This is a genomic window from Croceifilum oryzae (genome assembly GCF_030814315.1).
Taxonomy (GTDB): Bacteria; Bacillota; Bacilli; order Thermoactinomycetales; family Thermoactinomycetaceae; genus Baia; species Baia oryzae.
On record NZ_JAUSUV010000027.1, the window covers coordinates 1 to 3,559 of the forward strand.

Genomic DNA, 3,559 nt, shown 5'->3' on the forward strand with positions numbered 1-3,559 from the left:
CAGGATCAAACTCTCCATTGAAAGTTTGAGCTAAGCTCAATTTAAAGTAATTAAACAGGTCTTGGTTCATTCACTCTTTAGTTTTCAAGGAACACATTCTATATTTACAAAACTTATGTTATTTTATCATTACTGATTTACTTTGTCAACAAGTAATTTTAATCATGTTATACTTGTTTGTTTATCTTGCGTGTTTTTTGTTATCAGCAATGTCAACGTTGATTAATATAACATGTCCAAAATACAAACGTCAACATATTTTTTCATATTTCATCTTAGTTCTTTTTATTTTGCACAATGGAGCCTAGGTACCCCTCATTTATCTAGGCTCCATTGTTCATCTAAGAAAGAATAGGAAATCTTATTAACAACATTGCTACCAACGTAGTAACCACCAATCCGATCATAACAGGAATTAGATTTCTTCTAGCTACTTCAATCGGATCCACTCCGCAGATAGCCGCCGCCGGCAATATCGCCCAAGGGACCACTGTCCCTCCACCAATCCATATAGCCACAACTTGCCCCAACGAGCTGAGAGTCGCAATTCCCCACTCGATACTCCCTACAAATAAGTGTGAAAGTTGACCAATCAAGGCAATTCCTGAATATCCAGATCCATCCAATCCAGAAACAATTCCAATCCCTGTTATCAGAATGGCTCCCATTTCTGGAGTCACCATAGCTGATTGTGAGATTGCTACTCCAAAATCATTAATAATTCCTTGGGATCCATGTGGTAAAACGTCTCCAAATATATCTAAAAATAAGGACCCTCCTAGATAAAAGAAGGATGCAATCGGGATAACTGGAGTAAATACTTTAAACGCAAACTGGAATCCACTTACCAAGTGTTCGGTTGTTTGTGTAAACGCTTTTTTACGATCAAAAAGTAAATTTGTGATAATGAGGATAAAAATAGAGGTTCCTAAAATAAGAGCAGTGGCCTCATCACCCTGTAAGTCCGCATAAATTAAAGCAAATAAATTTAATGCAAACAAGAGCACAATACAAATAGACCATCCTACTCCGAGCGCTTTCGGCAACTGTTTACCAGGTTCCTCATTTTGTAAGAGATCATCTACATATAATCGATCGGATATACCTGTTGTAAATGTCATAGAACCATTTTTCATATCTCTTCTAATCAAATAGAAAGATACCAAAGTGGTTACCAAACCCATAACAATCACTAATGGAACGCTCGCCAGCATTACATCAGTGATCGGAATATTAGCTGCTTCAGCAGTTAGCTTGGGTGTGCCTTGAATCAAATAGTCCCCTGAAAGTGCAATTCCGTGCCCAAAAAGGTTCATAGAGATGGCAACTGCAATAGGTGGTAATCCAACCCGAATGGCAGCTGGTAATAAAAAGGCTCCAAATAAAGCAACAGCAGGTGAAGGCCAAAAGAAATAAGAAAAGACCATGATAGTAATACCGATAACCCAATAACCTGTAGCGTAATTCCGAATTAACCTTGAAAATGGTGTAATGAGGATTTTATTTACACCTGAGATGTTTAGAACATGGGTCATACCTACTATCACAGATATAACCAAAATCAAGCTTAGTAATTGATTAAATGTATAAAGAAACGAGCTAAAGATTGAACTAGTCGCAAGTAGTAAGTCTCCTGTGGCCACTAAACCTAGAACAAATATACCAATTGTACAAATGATAGCTGTATCCTTTCGATATACCATACTAATAACAATCACAATCACCATAAGTAGATAGAGCCAATGAATAAAAGTTAAATCAACACCCATCTCTCTCCCTCGTTCGCATTTTATTTAGAAACATTCTATTTTTATGTTTAAGACTATGTAATCATTCTTTTATAAAAAAAGACCCTGCCTCATTCGCTAGGGCACTTCAAATGAGGAGAGTCATGAAAAACATATATCCAATAGCTGCCTGAGTCTCTTTTCATAGGTATTCTCTTGTAACGTTCTCTTTAAGCCATTCATTTCAATTTTCTTTCTTTCGTTCTCATTTTTTAAATAGTATTCAATTTTATTGATAAAATCATCCGGATTTTCAAATGTTTCTATCTCTAAACCAGGTGTATAAAATTCATGTAAATCAGGTCGAATATCGGTTAATTGAAAAGAACCACAACTAGCTACTTCAAATGTACGATTGTTGATGGACAAGGCCGGTACTAGAAATTGATTTTGATTTTCATTATGCTCACGATGAAGATTGATTACAATTTTGGCACCATTGTAATAACGAGCTGCTTCTTCACCTGGTGTCCATCCAAGTCGGATCTTATCCTGAAATAGAGAGTAGTTTTGAATTTGATCCCAATATAGTCCCACTAAGAGTACTTTTTTGGTAAGAAGATATGAAGAAATGGAATTAAAAAAAGCAATACGACGTGCCCCATATAAAGATCCAACAAAACAGATATCAGAACAATAGGAAGAGGCTACATTCATGGGGCGAAACACCTCAGGATCTGTGGCCAGCGGAAGATGAAAAACCTTTTGACATCCTATACTTCGATAAAACCCAATACAACCTGTATCTATAGTAAATACATAATCGTAATAGGTGGCAACTTCTTTTGAGATATCTATAAAGTATGGATCATCGGTAGCCCATAAAGCCGTTTTAACCCCCAATTGACGGATTAAAGAAATTTTCTCTGCAAGATATCCATTATGACCGAGTAATACGATAACCAAGTCTGGATTAAACTCCTGAACAACTTGTAATATGTCATCACCTTGATTGATAGTAAGACTATGATGGGTAATCATATTCAAAGCCTTAGCGATGGAATGTTCTATCGGCCAATACGGAAAAGGTATGCCAGTACTTACAAACAAGATTCGTTTGTTTTGATAGAGGCTGTTTTTCGCTTGTCTAGCATCATATTCCATCTGCTCTATATTCTTCTTTTTTATAGAAACGGGCTTATCTGCGTGAGTTCTCCCTCGTATTACAATGTTACAACAAGGACGTTTTCCCTCACAGAAAGCCCCGATCCAGTCCATTTGAACCTTATTTTTTTGTTCATACTGACCCATCATCTCTCGAACAATCTTCTTGATGTGGAATTTATATTCTTTTACTTCATGTTTTCGAAAAGAAATAGCAATCTTATAGGCAGCAATTCCCTGATTTTTTTGACCTATTACTCTCTTCATAAAATCGTTTCGACTAACATGGTCTCCATTTTTATCGAAAAGTCCGTTTTGTTGTTCTATGTGTTTAATATAATTGCGAAGAGCTTTAATGGAGATTGATTTTTTGTTTGTGTTTAGAATCCGATAAGATCCAGTTCTCTTTACGCGTATAGACATCTCCAGCCCCCTCATTAAGTTAAAAAATTGATACTGAGCAATAGCAATAAACTGTTTTTCATTACTTTATTCAGCATCATAAAATGCGTTTGTATAGGGACCTATGTTTATCGTTTTTTACATAATAAAACAAAGCACCCAACTATAAGTTGGATGCTTTGTTTTATTATGTATGCCTGGCGACGTCCTACTCTTCCAGGACCCTGCGGTCCAAGTACCATCGGCGCTGGAGGGCTTAACGGTCG

Annotated in this window: 2 protein-coding genes; both read right to left on the minus strand. The window is 36.5% G+C overall.

Features of this window, described 5'->3' with window-relative positions:
- Positions 1–341: 341 nt before the first annotated feature.
- Positions 342–1,769 carry a hypothetical protein gene (locus tag J2Z48_RS15605; protein WP_307254999.1) on the minus strand — a complete coding sequence of 476 codons (1,428 nt, stop codon included), beginning with the start codon at positions 1,767–1,769 and terminating at the stop codon, positions 342–344.
- A gap of 120 nt (positions 1,770–1,889) precedes the next feature.
- Positions 1,890–3,314, minus strand: coding sequence for a CgeB family protein (locus J2Z48_RS15610; RefSeq protein WP_307255000.1), 1,425 nt, complete (start codon positions 3,312–3,314; stop codon positions 1,890–1,892).
- Positions 3,315–3,559 lie beyond the last annotated feature (245 nt).